The 13,186-nt window shown below is 69.9% G+C and carries 12 protein-coding genes; 3 read left to right on the top strand and 9 right to left on the bottom strand.

Annotation, left to right across the window (positions count from 1 at the left end):
- Positions 1-4: 4 nt before the first annotated feature.
- The 5 genes from ABD235_RS37235 to ABD235_RS37215 are packed head-to-tail and all read right to left on the bottom strand — an operon-like array spanning position 5 to position 5,297.
- Positions 5-1,153 carry an ADP-ribosylglycohydrolase family protein gene (locus ABD235_RS37235; protein ID WP_344182946.1) on the bottom strand — a complete coding sequence of 383 codons (1,149 nt, stop codon included), beginning with the start codon at positions 1,151-1,153 and terminating at the stop codon, positions 5-7.
- Entirely contained in the window at positions 1,153-2,436 is a 1,284-nt protein-coding gene (locus ABD235_RS37230; RefSeq protein ID WP_344182944.1) for an ABC transporter substrate-binding protein, read from the bottom strand. The genes ABD235_RS37235 and ABD235_RS37230 overlap by 1 nt, the downstream gene beginning before the upstream one ends.
- Positions 2,437-2,452: 16 nt before the next feature.
- Complete coding sequence (locus ABD235_RS37225; protein ID WP_344182942.1) at positions 2,453-3,286, bottom strand: carbohydrate ABC transporter permease; 834 nt, start codon at positions 3,284-3,286, stop codon at positions 2,453-2,455.
- Positions 3,283-4,221: a carbohydrate ABC transporter permease gene (locus ABD235_RS37220; protein WP_344182940.1), complete on the bottom strand. Its 939-nt coding sequence runs from the start codon at positions 4,219-4,221 to the stop codon at positions 3,283-3,285. The genes ABD235_RS37225 and ABD235_RS37220 overlap by 4 nt, the downstream gene beginning before the upstream one ends.
- Positions 4,218-5,297 (bottom strand): LacI family DNA-binding transcriptional regulator, encoded by a 1,080-nt coding sequence (locus ABD235_RS37215; protein ID WP_344182938.1) that lies wholly within the window; start codon positions 5,295-5,297, stop codon positions 4,218-4,220. Before ABD235_RS37215 ends, ABD235_RS37220 begins: the two co-directional genes overlap by 4 nt.
- A 193-nt stretch (positions 5,298-5,490) precedes the next feature.
- On the opposite strand from ABD235_RS37215, the gene ABD235_RS37210 reads away from it, so the two are divergent.
- The gene (locus ABD235_RS37210; RefSeq protein ID WP_344182936.1) at positions 5,491-6,606 is read left to right on the top strand and encodes a serine hydrolase domain-containing protein; all 1,116 of its coding nucleotides are present in this window, start codon (positions 5,491-5,493) and stop codon (positions 6,604-6,606) included.
- Between the two features lie 3 nt (positions 6,607-6,609).
- On the opposite strand, the gene ABD235_RS37205 is transcribed toward ABD235_RS37210, so the two are convergent.
- From ABD235_RS37205 to ABD235_RS37195, 3 genes are all read right to left on the bottom strand, one after another.
- Positions 6,610-7,560 carry a potassium channel family protein gene (locus tag ABD235_RS37205; protein WP_344182934.1) on the bottom strand — a complete coding sequence of 317 codons (951 nt, stop codon included), beginning with the start codon at positions 7,558-7,560 and terminating at the stop codon, positions 6,610-6,612.
- A complete protein-coding gene (locus ABD235_RS37200) occupies positions 7,532-8,650 on the bottom strand; it encodes a GNAT family N-acetyltransferase (protein WP_344182933.1) in 1,119 nt (372 codons plus the stop codon). Before ABD235_RS37200 ends, ABD235_RS37205 begins: the two co-directional genes overlap by 29 nt.
- Positions 8,651-8,739: 89 nt before the next feature.
- Positions 8,740-9,138, bottom strand: coding sequence for a hypothetical protein (locus ABD235_RS37195; RefSeq protein ID WP_344182931.1), 399 nt, complete (start codon positions 9,136-9,138; stop codon positions 8,740-8,742).
- Positions 9,139-9,402: 264 nt separating this feature from the next.
- On the opposite strand from ABD235_RS37195, the gene ABD235_RS37190 reads away from it, so the two are divergent.
- Together ABD235_RS37190 and ABD235_RS37185 are read left to right on the top strand one after the other, a co-directional pair.
- Complete coding sequence (locus ABD235_RS37190; protein WP_344182929.1) at positions 9,403-10,011, top strand: hypothetical protein; 609 nt, start codon at positions 9,403-9,405, stop codon at positions 10,009-10,011.
- 277 nt (positions 10,012-10,288) lie between these two features.
- Positions 10,289-12,079 (top strand): glycerophosphodiester phosphodiesterase family protein, encoded by a 1,791-nt coding sequence (locus ABD235_RS37185; protein ID WP_344182927.1) that lies wholly within the window; start codon positions 10,289-10,291, stop codon positions 12,077-12,079.
- Here the strand turns inward: ABD235_RS37185 and ABD235_RS37180 are convergent.
- Positions 12,076-13,116, bottom strand: coding sequence for a carboxylate-amine ligase (locus tag ABD235_RS37180; protein WP_344182925.1), 1,041 nt, complete (start codon positions 13,114-13,116; stop codon positions 12,076-12,078). The genes ABD235_RS37185 and ABD235_RS37180 overlap by 4 nt on opposite strands.
- Positions 13,117-13,186: the final 70 nt, after the last annotated feature.

The raw sequence follows: 13,186 nt of genomic DNA, 5'->3' as shown, positions 1-13,186 counted from the left end.
CCAGTCAGTTCAGTGCGTCGAGGGCGGCCGTACGCCGGGCCCACCGCTCGGCGTCCGCCGCCCGCAGGTCACGCGCGACCGACGCCATCACCCGGCCGGGCGCGACCAGATCGGTCTTGCTGGCCTCGGCGATCCGCGACGTCCACTCCTCCGGTACGCCGGCCCGCCCGCTCAGCGCGCCGGCCACCGCGCCGGCCATCGACGCGATCGAGTCGGCGTCACGGCCGTAGTTCGTCCCGCCGAGCACCGCCTGCCGCACGTCTCCACCGGACACGAGGACGAACCCCAGCGCGACCGGCAGTTCCTCGATCGCCTTCGTCCGGCTCGGACGGCGCGCGTCGAGCGACTGGTCGCGGTAGTCAGGGCCGACCGTGTCGAACGGCTCGATCGCCTTCCGCAGCAGGGGAATCGCCTGCTCCCAGTCGTCCAGCCCCTCGGCCACCTCGGCGACCGCGGCCACGGCGAGGCGGGTGCCGTCCTTGGCCAGGTCCAGCGCCGCCTCGACCGCCGACGAAGCCGTTGCCTCAGGCACCATTGCCGCGGCGACGGCGGCCGCGAACACACCGGCCGCCTCCCGCCCGTAGCTCGACTGGTGCGCGCCGGCCAGGTCGATCGCCTCGGCGTACGCGCCGGCCGGGTCCCCGGCGTTGGCGATCCCGACCGGAGCGGCGTACATCGCCGCCCCGCAGTTCACGATGTTGCCGACGCCGGCCTCCCGCGGGTCGATGTGCCCGTAGTGCAACCGGGCCACCAGCCACTTCTCGGCCAGGAAGACCCGCTGCAGCAGCAGCGCGTCCGCCTCGAGCTCCGGCACCCAGCGCTTGCCGGCCAGCATCTTCGGCACCAGCTTCTCGGCGATCGCGTACGCATCGAGATGCGCGCGGGTCTCGTCGTACACCTCGACCAGCGCGTGCGTCATCAAGGTGTCGTCGGTGATGTGCCCGTCGCCCTTGTGGTACGGCGCGATCGGGCGCGCGTTGCGCCAGTCGTCGTACCAGGGACCGACGATGCCGGTCACCCACCCGCCGTGCCGTTCCCGGATCGCGTCCGGCGTCCAGCCCTCGACCGCACCGCCGATCGCGTCCCCGGCGGCGGAGCCCAGCAGGGCTCCGACCGACTTGTCCTCCAGCAGTGACTTCTCGTGGTCAGGCATCAGCTGTTGACCTGGCCCCACCCGTCGTTCAGCTTCTGGCCGAGCGTCGCGAGGTCGATCTTGTTCGCCAGGAACTCCTGCAGCGCGGGAGTGGCGATCTGGTCCTTCCACTTCGGGTAGTTCTCCACGCTCTGGAACGGCGCCTTGGTCATCTCGGCACCGCTGGCCAGCGTCTGCGCCCAGCCGTTCTTGCCACCGGTCGCCTTCTGGATCGCGTCCCGGGCCGGCTGCGTGGTCGGGATCAACCAGTCGCCCTGACCGACCGCGGCCAGGTTCTCGGCCTTCATGAAGAAGTCGATGAACTCCGCCGACTGCTTGATGTGCTTGCCCTCGGCCGGCACCGACAGCGTCTGCGGGTTCGCGGCCTGCTTCTCCGACGTGCCCTTCAGCGGCGGCAGCACCTCCCACTGGAAGCCCTTCGGCGCCTGCTCGACCATCTGCTGGGCGGTGTAGTTGCCCGCGACCACCATCGCGTACTTGCCGCCGAAGAAGCCCGGCAGCACGTCCGAACCGCTCTGGGTCAGCGACGTCGGGTCGATCGACTTGTCGGTGTAGGCCATCGCGTGGATGCGCTTCGGCACCTCGAGCTCGGCGTCGCCGATCTTGGCCTTGGCGTCGCGGCCGGTGCCCTCGAAGAACGCGGCGTCGAAGTTCATGCCCAGGTTCAGCACGGTCGCGGTCGGGCTCTTCAGGCCCCAGCCGAGGCCGAACTTGCCGCCGCTGGTGAGCTTCTTCGCGTCCGCCTGCAGCTGGTCCCAGCTGAGCGAGTCGCCGGTGGCCGAGACGCCCGCCTGCTTGAGCAGCGCGGAGTTGCCGAACACGACGTACGACTGCAGCAGCGTCGGCGCGGCGACGATCTTGCCGTCACCGGACTTGACCGTGTCCCACACCCCGGCCGGGACGGCGTCCTTGGTCTCCTGGCTCAGGTACGGCGTGAGGTCGGCCAGGTAGCCCTGGTTGGCGAAGCCGGTGATGTCGGCGGACTCGTCGTGGATGATGTCCGGCGCGGTCGAGCCCTGGAACTGGGTGACCAGCTGGTCGTGCACGGAGTCCCAGCTGCCCTGCACGTACTCGACCTGGATGTCGGGGTGCGCGGCGTTCCAGTCGGCGACGATCTTCTTGCTCGCCGCGACCGTGGTCTTCTGGAAGGCCAGGCTCTGGAACTTCAGCGTCACCTTCTCGCCCGGCGCGGGGTCGCCCGAGCTGTCGTCGTTCCCGCTGCCGCAGGCGGCCACGGCCAGCAGCGAGCCCGCCGCCACCAGACCTACAAGTAGTTTTTTCATTCGAAGGACTCCTTTTCTAACCTTTGACAGCGCCGGACAGCAGGCCGGACGTGAGCCGGCGTTGCAGGAAGGCGAAGAACACGAGACTCGGCACGGTGGCCAGGACGGACGCGGCGGCCAGCGGGCCGAACTGAACCTGGCCCTCGGCCCCGACGAAGCGGGCCAGCACCAGCGGCAGCGTCTTGAGTTGGGGGTCCTGCAGCAGGACCAGGGCGAAGAAGAACTCGTTCCACGCCGAGATGAAGGTGAACATCGCGGTCGCGATCAGTCCCGGCCGCAGCAGCGGCATCACGATCGAGACGATCGTGCGCAGCCGGCTCGCGCCGTCCACCGAGGCCGCTTCCTCCAGCTCGCGCGGTACGGCGGCGACGTACCCCTGCAGCATCCACAGGGCGAACGGCATCGACCAGACCATGTAGACGATCACCACGCCGGGGATCGTGTTGGTCAGGTGCAGCTGACGCAGGATCACGAACAGCGGGATCACGATCAGGATCACCGGGAACACCTGGCTGACCAGGATCCAGCCGTTGGTGATCGGCCGCAGCCGGCTGCGCAGGCGAGCCAGCGCGTACGCGACCGGAAGCGAGACGATCAGCACCAGCACGGTCGTGGCGACCGAGATCTGCAAGCTGTTCAGCATCGAGCGGACCAGGCCCTGCTCCTCGAGCGCGCCGGTGAAGTTCGAGAACGTCGGCGCCTGCGGGAGGAAGGTCGGGTTGATGCTGGCGAACTCGCGCGGCGACTTGAGCGACGCGGAGATCAGCCAGACCAGTGGGAAGCCGAGGAACATCAGGTAGGCCAGGACGGCGACGTACTGGGCTGCTCTGGTGGTGCGACGCGTTCTCATGCCTCGCTCCTCAACCGGTTGCGCAGGTAGAAGGCCAGGAACACGATGATGATCACGACCATCACGTCACCCATCGCGGCGGCCATCCCGAAGTTGCCGTAGCGGAACGCCTCGTTGTAGGCGAACAGCATCGGCAGCATCGTCTTGCCGCCCGGGCCGCCCGCGGTCAGCACGTAGACCAGGCCGAACGAGTTGAAGTTCCAGATCATGTCCAGGCTGGTGATCGCGACGATCACCGTCTTCAGCTGCGGCAGCGTGATGTACCAGAACTGGCGCCACGCGCCGGCGCCGTCGACCGCGGCCGCCTCGTACAGCGAACGGTCGATGCCCTGCAGGCCGGCCAGCAGCGTGACCGTGGTCATCGGCATGCCGACCCAGATGCCGACCACGATCACGGCGGGCAACGCCGTGCTGAAGTCGCCGAGGAAGTTGATCGGGTGGTCGGTCACGTGCGTGGTCTGCAGGATGTCGTTGACTGGGCCGTTGGTCGGGTGCAGCAGCAGGCGCCACATGATCGCGACCACCACCGGCGGCATCGCCCACGGGATCAGCGCGAGGGTACGCGCGACGCCGCGAAACCTGATGTTGGTGTTCAGCAGCAGGGCCAGGCCGAGCGCGGCGACGAACTGCAGCACGGTGACCGAGACGGTCCAGATCAGGCCGATCCGGAAGGAGTCCCAGAACAGGTCGTTGTGCAGCAGCTTGCCGAAGTTGCCGAAGCCGATGAAGTTCGTGTCGACGTTCAGGCCGGCCCGGGCGTCGGTGAAGCCGAGCGCGATTCCCCTCACCAGGGGGTACACGCTGAGCAGCAGCACCGGGATCAGCGCGGGCAGGAACAGGAAGATCGCTTCCCGGTTCTGCTTCGGGCGGCCGGTGCCGCGGCCGGGTGGTTTCCCGGCCGCGCTCTCCGGCGCGAGAACAGCTTGGGTGGTCATGAAGATCTCCGCACACTCAGGGACGGCTGCACCACGATCCGGCGCGGGGTCCGGGTGTCGTCCTCGATCCTTGCCAGCAGCAACTCGGCCGCCCGGCGTCCCCGCTCGGCCGACCCCAGGTTCACACTCGTCAACGGCGGAAAGGACTGCTCGGCCAGCTCACTGTCGTCCATCCCGATCACCGCGACGTCATCCGGTACTCGGAGGCCTCGCGCGGCCAGCTCGTGCATCACACCCACCGCGAGCAGGTCGTTCGCCGCGATCACCGCGTCGATCCCGCCGCCTCCGGCGGCGGGGAAAGAGGAGGGGGAGGAAGCCTCGCCGCCCGGGGCCCTCGCGCCTTCGGCGCTGGGCTGGGTGGTTTCCAGACCGAGCTGGTCGAGCAGGCGGCGGCCGGCTTCGCGGCCCGCGGCGAACGTGAAGTCGTCTGCCTCGACCTGCGCCACCGGGTTCAGGCTGTTCGCCTTCATCGCGTCGGTGAAGCCCTTGGAGCGGGCGGTTCCCGGGACGGTGTCGACCGGGCCGTTGACGAAGGCAACCTTGTGGCGCTGGGTGGTGAGCAGGTGCTCGACGGCGAGCAGCATGCCCTTCGGGGAGTTCGCGCGGACGGTGTCGACGCCGGCCCGGGCGGGGACGTTACCGGCGACGACCACCGGGACGTCGCACTCCTGGATGGACTTGATCAGGTCGTCGTCGACGCGCAGCGGGCTGATCACCAGGCCGTCGGCGTACCCGCGGGCCATGCCGCGGACCAGGGCGACCTCGTCGACGACGTCCGGGCCGGTGGTGGTGACCACGAGCCGGTAGCCGGCGGCGGAGACGACCTCCTCGACCGCGCGCATCATCGTCACGTAGACCGGGTTACCGACGTCGGCGACGGCCAGCGTCAGCTGGAACGTCCGCCCAACTTTCAGTGACCGCGCCCGCGAGTCCGGCACGTAGCCGAGCTCGGCGACCGCGCGCTGCACCCGCTCGGCCATCTCCTCGGTGGCCGGCAGGCCGTTCAGCACGCGCGACACCGAGGCCACCGAAACCCCCGCGGCCCGAGCCACGGCGGCGATCGTCGGACGACTCACGCGGCGCTCCTGTAATCGTTCTTGTAATCGTTTACACAGACGACCTTAGGTCGCCATGAGAAGCGAGTCAAGAACGGACCACTCCGTCACCTGGTCCGCACATTCCGCGACCGGCGCTCCGGAAATTCGCTCGTGGGCGAGGGCGGCGAACCGTACGGTGGCCGGGTTCGTGACGACCTGGAGGATGAGGATCATGCGGCCCAGCGGGTACGCCGACGAGCGGTTCGGCCCGGTGGCCGACGCGTTCGCTCGGAACTTCGACGACTTCCCCGAGCTCGGCGCCGCGGTCGCGGTGTACGCCGGCGGGCGCAAGGTCGTCGACCTGACCGGCGGGATCGCCGACGAGGCGACCGGCCGGCCTTGGACCAGCGAGACCGTCGTACCGGTCTTCTCCTGCGCGAAGGCCCTGGTCAGCCTGTCGATCCACCTGCTCGTCGAGCAGGGCCGGCTCGACCTTGACGCGCCGGTCGCGGCGTACTGGCCTGAGTTCGGCAAGGAGTCGATCACGAGCCGGATGGTGCTCGGGCATCGCGCCGGCCTGCCGGTGCTCGATCGGACGCTGTCGTTCGACGAGATCGCGGCGTGGACACCGGTGGTGCACGCGATCGAGGAGCAGGAGCCGTTGTGGGAGCCCGGTACGACGTACGAGTACCACGGGCACGTCTTCGGGTTCCTGCTCGGTGAGGTGATCCGCCGCATCACCGGGCTGACGCCGGGGCAGTACTTCCGGAAGGCCATCGGCGAGCCGCTCGGGTTGCGAGCGTGGATCGGGCTGCCGGCTGACGAGCTGGACGATCGAGCGCGGCTGCTCGAGGCCGAGGGCCGGCCGCCGATGCCCCCGCCGGAACACCTGCTCACCCGCATCGTGACGATGAACGGTGCCCTCAACTTCCCGGGCCTGGACGAGCCGCACGGCTGGAACGACCCCGCCCTGCTGACGATCGAGCTTCCCGGGGCGGGAGCGGTCGCCTCAGCAGACGGCCTGGCAGGGCTCTTCACCACAACCGTCAGTGGAAAGGATCGGCTCCTCTCCCCCGCCACGCTCACCGACGCGCTGACCGAGGTCTCCTCCGGCAAGGGCTACCTCGGCTTCGACGTCGGCGCCCGCTGGGGATCCGGCTTCCTGCTCGACTCGCCGTTCCGCCCGATGCTCGGCGCCCGCAGCTTCGGCAACGACGGCGCCGGCGGCCAGTTCGCGTTCGGCGACGACGAGCACGGCGTCGCCTTCGCCTACGTGGCCAACCGCATGATCGGCCACGGCGACGCCAGAGCGTCCAACCTCGTCACCGCCGTACGGGACTGCCTGTGAAAGCTACTCTTCCTGGTCGTCGGCGCCCGGGCGCTCGGCCCACGGGGTTTCCTTGGCGGGCCGTACGACGATGAGCTTGTCGCCGGCGGCCAGGACCGAGACGTTCGAGTCGTAGTACCGGTGCACCTTGCCGTCGCGGACGACCGAGACGACGCGGTCCGGCACCGACGACGGGGCCTTGCCGACCTCGCGGCCCAGCACCGGGCGTTCGGCGACCTCGAGCCCTTCGCCGTAGGTGAGCAGGTCCTCCATCACCTCGCCGAGGTTCGGGCTGACCGCGGACAGGCCGAGCAGCCGGCCGACCGCTTCCGACGACGTGACGACGGCGTCCGCGCCGCTCTGCCGCAGCAGCGGGACGTTGTCCTCCTCGCGGACCGCGACCACGATGTGGGCCTCGGGGTTGAGCTGCCGGACCGCCAGCGTGACCAGGACGGCGGAGTCGTCGCGGTCGGTCGTCACGATCACCTCGCGCGCGACCGACACCTCCGCGCGCCGCAGCACCGTGCGGTTGGTCGCGTCGCCGTGGAACGCGGCCATCTGGTCGTTGCCCGCGTCCCCGATCGCCTGGGCCCGCGGGTCGATCACCACGATGTCCTCGCGCTTGACGCCGTTGCTCAGCAGGGTCTGCACGGCCGAGCGGCCTTTCGTGCCGTAGCCGACGACGACAACGTGGTCCTTCATGTGCTTCCTCCACCGCGAGTCGCGCATGATGCGACGACCCTCGTTCGCCAGGACTTCCAGGGTCGTGCCGACCAGGACCACCAGGAACGAGATGCGCAGCGGCGTCACGATGAACGCGTTGACCAGCCGGGCGGCGGGCGTCACCGGAGTGATGTCGCCGTACCCGGTGGTGGTCAGCGTCACCGTCGCGTAGTAGATGCTGTCGATCAGGTCGACGCGGCCGTCGTAGGTGTCCTTGTAGCCGTCACGGTCGACCACCACGATCAGCACCATGACGGTCAGCAGGCCCACCGCGATCAGGAGTCGACGGAACAGCTCCAGGACCGGCGAGCGCGTGCTCGCGGGCAGGTTGACCAGTAGACCGTGCGGATTGCGACCGGTGGGCAGGGATGGCACGGGTCTGACGATAGGGCACCGGCCCCTGTTCCACGGAATGCGACAGGCTCTGGTCGGACAGCGCGATGGCCACCATCAGACTGTCACCGTCCGGTACGACGCGCGTCCGCATCCGCAGACCCTCCACCGTCCGGAGCATCGCGGCGTTGTCCGGCTGGACCATGCAGACCACCCGGTCGGCGCCGAGCAGCCGCGACTCCCGGATCACCTGGCGCAGCAGCTGCGAGCCCAGTCCTTGCCCCTGCCACCCGTCCTCGACCAGTACGGCGATCTCCATCGCCGCACCGTCCAGCTCCTCCCAGGGCGCGGCCGTGGCCATGCCGATCACCGCGCCGTCGACCACCGCGACGACGGACACCCCGCCGGCCGGAGCGGACAGGTGGCGAGCGGTGCGGGCGGTCAGCCGCGGCATGGGGACGTGGTAGCGCCGGGTGCGGCTCTCGTACGAGCACCGATCGTGCATGGCGACCACTGCCTCGGCGTCCTCGACGGTCGCCCGCCGAAGTTCCGGTACGCCGCCGTCGCCGGGACGCGGCGCGTCCTGCACCTCTTCGGCGTACTGGGTGGACAGGCGGCCCGCGATCTCGACCAGTACGTCGGCACGAGCCCACTCGGCCGGGGTGTACTCGCCGAAGCCCTGCAGCGCCTCCAGCTCCTCGTCGACGGCCAGCGGGTCGTCGATCAGGCGCAGCACGGCCCGCAGGTACCTGGTCGGGGCGTCACTCAGTACGTCGGCCTGGCACGGGCTGACCGTCGTGTTGGCGCAGCCGGCCTCGACAGTGAGCGCGGCCAGGTCGTCGGCGGTCCAGCCGACGCCGGTGGAGACCACCAGTTCGTCGACGGCTCCGCTCTCGGCGGTGAAGACCTCCAGGCTGAGAATGTTGATGTCGTCCGCACCACACCGTGCAGCGAGTTCGGCCAGTGCCCCCGGCCGGTCGGCGAGTTCGGTCCTGATCTTCCAGAGCATGCGGACGCCCTCCCTCGTGGATCGTGCTTCCACTGTGCGGTGAGGGTGTGACCGGGCCGGGTCCGCCGTGTTACGCCTTTGTCAAAACCTCACTTGCGGCGGCGCGGCTTCGGCAGCCGGTCGGTCAGCCTGGCACGCTGCGCGGCGGCGAGGACAGCGGCCTGCTCGCGCCGGTCCAGGTCGGCGTGCCGGAGCAGCTCCGGGTACGTCGCCTGCGGCACCGGCGGGTACGTCGTGACGATCGCGTCGCCGCTGAAGACGAAGAAGATCGCCGAGCCGTCCTTGATCACCTTGAGCAGCGACCCGTCCCGCACGGTCAGCGCGTGCTCGATCGCCTTCTTCCGCGCCGACCGCTTCGCCAGCGCCGCCTGGATCGCCTGCTGCGCCGGCTCGCGCCCGTGCTTGACCGCCTCGAACGCCATCGGCCCGTACCGCACGCCGTACTTCACCAGGTTCTTCGCCAGTCGCCCACGCTGAGGAGCTGCCATGGCGTCGACTCTACTGGCCCCTTCCGACAGCCCCCACCCGACTTTGAGCACCGCTCAGCCGTCGCAGCTCGGGAATCGTGGCTGAGCGGTGCACGAAGTCGAGGGAAGGACGAGAGCGCGGAGCGGGGGTGGGCGGGGACAGGCGCGGGGCGGGTGGGCGGGGACAGACGCGGGGCGGGTGGACGGGGACAGGCGCGGGGCGGGTGGGGCGGGCGGGGGGCGGGTCGGAGTGCGAGGGTTGGGTTGGTCGGGGATCATGGCTGGGTGACCGTTCCTACTCCGCGCCGGCCGATCCTGCCGGGTAACCAGCTGTTCGAGTCGCTGCCCGGTGCGGCGGCCGACCCGGCGAAGGTGGCCGAGGTGGCGCACCGGACCGCCGAGCTGCTGGTCCGGGGCGCCCGGTCGAGCGAGGACGCGGAGGTGGTCGCGCGGGTGGTCAAGCTGGCCGACGACTACGGTCTGGACGAGTTGGCCGACCTCTGGTCCGACGCGCCCGCCGACTCCCTGCCGGGCACGCTGTGGCGGCTCTACGTGCTGCGCTCCTGGGTGCACTCCAGCCCCGAGGACGTCGCCCGGGAGTACGCGACCGGTCGTGAGTACGCCGAGGTGCACGCGGTGGTGGCCGGCGTCGCCGACCCGCCCGGCCCGGGCGAGGTGCGCGCGATGGTCGACGCCGTACTGCGGGGTGTGGCCAGCGGCGACTTCGCGACCACGCTGGACCGCGCGGCGGCGTTCGCCCGGATCGTGGCGACCGGCCGCGCCCACCTGGCCGACGACGGCCACGATCAGGTCAGGTCGGCGTCCAAGCTGGTCGAGATGGCCGACCAGCTGGCGACCGCCGCGCGCACGGAGCGTGCCGGTCAGCTGTGGTAGTTCCTGCCGGTTTACACTGTGATCTTGTGAACACGAGCCCCTGAATCCTCAACAGGACAACGCGTTCGGGCACCCGCTACACTGATCTACGCGTCGGGCCGTGGTAGCCCCGGGTCCCAAAAATAGCCGCTACGAGCGGCCACGCGCCGTGAGGCGCTTCCCGGTCCGGCGCACAAATCTTTCTGTACCTTTCTGTTCACGGTGAAGTACTTGCCCCCTCCGGGTGGGCATCGATTACGGTCGGGTGGCCCCCTCCGCCGACGAACAGGAACCCCTCATGCGCCGCCTCCCCCGCGCGCTGCTCCCGCTCGCCCTCACCGCCGCCCTGCTGGGTCAGGGCCTGGTCACCGTCGAGGCGTCCGCGTACCGCGGCCGCGAGCTCGACCTGCAGGCCCACCGCGGTGGCCTCGGCCTCACCGTCGAGTCCACGATCGCGTCGTTCACCCGCGGTCTCGAGACCGGAGTCAGCACCCTCGAGCTGGACGTCCAGATCACCGAGGACGGCCACGCCGTCGTCACCCACGACCGCAAGATCGCCGCGTCCAAGTGCCAGGACACCGCGCCGTACACCGCCGGCGATCCCGAGTACCCGTACGTCGGCAAGTACATCAACACGCTGACCTTCGACCAGGTCCGCCAGCTCGACTGCGGTTCGCTCCCCCAGGCGAACTTCCCGGGCCAGACGCCCGACCCCGGCGCCCGGATGCCGGAGCTGCGTGAGGTGTTCGCGCTCGTGCACCGCTTCCGCGCGAACGACGTGAAGCTGAACATCGAGACCAAGGTCGAGGCCGGCGCACCGTCGGAGACCGCACCGCGCGAGCAGTTCGTCCAGGTCGTCAGCCAGGAGATCCGCAAGGCGCGGATCGCCCGGCAGGTCACGATCCAGAGCTTCGACTGGGGCGCGCTGATGCGGATGCGCCAGGTCGCGCCGGAGCTGCCGCTGGTCGCGCTGACCAACTACGACTTCCTGCAGACCGGTCAGCCCGGCAAGTCGCCGTGGCTGGGCGGGATCGACATCGACGACTTCGGCGGCGACCTGGTCAAGGCGGCCAAGTCGTTCGGCGCGAGCGCGATCTCGCCGGTGCACGGGTTCCCGCAGGACGGCAAGGTCGGCGACCCGGCGTACCGGCCGTACGTGACCGAGGCGATGGTCAAGTCCGCGCACCAGGCCGGGATGAAGGTCGTGCCGTGGACGGTCGACGACCCGGCGACGATGGAGTCGCTGATCGACAAGGGTGTCGACGGGATCATCTCCGACTACCCCGACCGCCTGCGCCAGGTCGCCCGGGACAACGGCTTCCGGCTGCCCAAGGCGTACGACGCTCCGGCGATCCGGCCGCTGGCGGCAGCGCATGCGCACAACGACTACGAGCACCGGCGTCCGCTGCAGGACGCGCTGGACCGCGGCTTCAACTCGGTCGAGGCCGACGTCTGGCTGATCGACGGCGAGCTGCGGGTCGCGCACGACCTGGACGACGCCGTACCGGGCCGCACGCTGGAAAGCCTGTACCTGAAGCCGCTGGCCGACCGGATCCGCGCGAACCACGGTGAGGTCTACCAGCGCGGACGCGACTTCCAGCTGCTGATCGACATCAAGAGCGACGGCCCGACGACGTACGCCGCGATCGACGCCGCGCTGCGCAAGTACCGCGGGATCAGCACGATCTTCGCCAACGGGCACACCTACCGCGGTCCGGTCACGTCCGTGATCAGCGGTAACCGCCCGCTCGACGTGCTGAAGGCGCAGAAGGTCCGGTACGCCGGGTACGACGGCCGCCTGTCCGATCTGAACTCGAAGATGCCCGCGTCCCTGATGCCGCTGGTCAGCGACAACTGGACGAACAACTTCACCTGGCAGGGCGTCGGCGCCTTCCCGGCCGCCGAGCGCGAGAAGCTTCGCCAGATCGTCACCACCGCCCACCGCGCCGGCTACCGGGTCCGCTTCTGGGCCACCCCCGACACCCGCGGCGCGGCCCGCGAGGCCCTCTGGGCCGAGCTCGCGGCCGCCGGCGTCGACCACCTGAACACCGACGACCTGCACGGCCTGGAGGACTTCCTCCGGAGCTAGGGTCTGAGCTCCGTGAGGGCGATCAGGTCGTCGCCCTCACGGAAGGCCTTCTGCTGCCTCCGCGCGCCGTTGCCTTCGCGGAGCAACCGCTGGATGGTGGTCTCCACCCGCTCGACCTCACCCAGCTGTTCCAGCGCCGGCCGGACATGGTCGATCAGCAGTCCCAGGACCTGCTCGATCGGCAGCACCTTGTTGCGCCGTACGTCGAGGTTGTCGCCGGTCAGACCGTTCTTCGCCGCCAGCCAGTACGCCGCCCGCAACACCTCGGGCTGCAGCTCGGGGCCCAGGCTGCCGCTGTCCAGCGCGGTCATCACCAGCGCCCGGCCCAGCGTCGCGTGCAGCACGGTCTCGTCGACGGTCAGGGGCACGTCGCTGACCCGCAGCTCGATGGTCGGCAGGTGCGACGACGGCCGGGCGTCCCAGTAGACCATCCGTTCGTCCATGATCGCGCCCGACGTCAGGAAGGTCTGGACCAACCGGTCGTAGTGCTCGGCCGACTCGAAGTACGGCGGCTGCCCGACGCACGGCCAGCGCGACCACATGATCCACCGCCAGCTGGCGAACCCGGTGTCGTGGCCCAGGTAGACCGCCGAGTTGGCCGTCAGCGCGAGCAACGCCGGCAGCCACGGCCGCAGGTGGTTGCTGACCCGGATCGCCGCTTCCTTGTCCGGTACGTCGATGTGCACGTGGCAGCCGCAGACGGCCTGTTCCTTCGCGAGCAGCCCGTACCGCCCTTCCATCTCCAGGTAGCGCGGCTTGCGGGTCACCAGGTGCGCTGCCTCGCCGGTCGGCGGGGCAGCGACAGCCAGCAACCGTCCGCCCTGCTCGGCGGCCGAGACGGCCAGCTTCTTCCGCATCACGGTGAGTTGCTCGTGCAGCTCGTCGGCGGTCTCGCACACCGGCGAGTTGGTCTCCACCTGCGCGCGGGTCAGCTCCAGCTCTACGTCGACACCTTCAGTACCCTCCGCGACCGCCTTGCTCCGCGGCAGTGGCTGACCGGTGGCGGAAACGAGCAGCAACTCTTCTTCGACGCCCATCGACGGATGCTTCACCCCGAGTCGGTACCCGACGCCGACCGCGAGGAAACCGCCCTCTAGGCTCTGCCGG

The organism is Kribbella lupini (assembly GCF_039529595.1).
Taxonomy (GTDB): Bacteria; Actinomycetota; Actinomycetes; order Propionibacteriales; family Kribbellaceae; genus Kribbella; species Kribbella lupini.
The sequence above is the reverse complement of the archived record's forward strand: the minus strand, read 5'-3'. Positions and strand labels throughout refer to the sequence as shown.